1 protein-coding gene is annotated in these 291 nt (G+C 66.7%); it reads left to right on the plus strand.

All coding sequences use genetic code 11. The annotated features are described in order from the left end of the window. Nucleotides 1–291 (plus strand): VCBS domain-containing protein (locus IB259_RS31280; RefSeq protein ID WP_225596997.1); only part of this gene is annotated, 291 nt, incomplete at both ends.

Genomic DNA, 291 nt, shown 5'->3' on the forward strand with positions numbered 1-291 from the left:
CGGCCACCGGCAAGATCACCTATAGCTACCAGCAGGATGGGACGGCCAAGAACCACACCGCCGGCGACGACTCCGTCACCGACAAGTTCACCGTCACCGTCACCGATGCGGCCAACCAGGTCAAGTCTGACGACCTGGTCGTGCTCATCACCGACACGGCGCCCGAAGCCAAGCCCGACACCGCCTCCGTCACGGAAGACACCGCACTGACCGCCTCCGGCAACGTCATCAGCGGCACCGGCGCCGACACCCTCGGCGCGGACGTCACCAATGTCGTGGGCGTGGCCAAGG

The organism is Achromobacter sp. ACM04 (assembly GCF_014851465.1).
GTDB lineage: Bacteria > Pseudomonadota > Gammaproteobacteria > Burkholderiales > Burkholderiaceae_B > Achromobacter > Achromobacter aegrifaciens.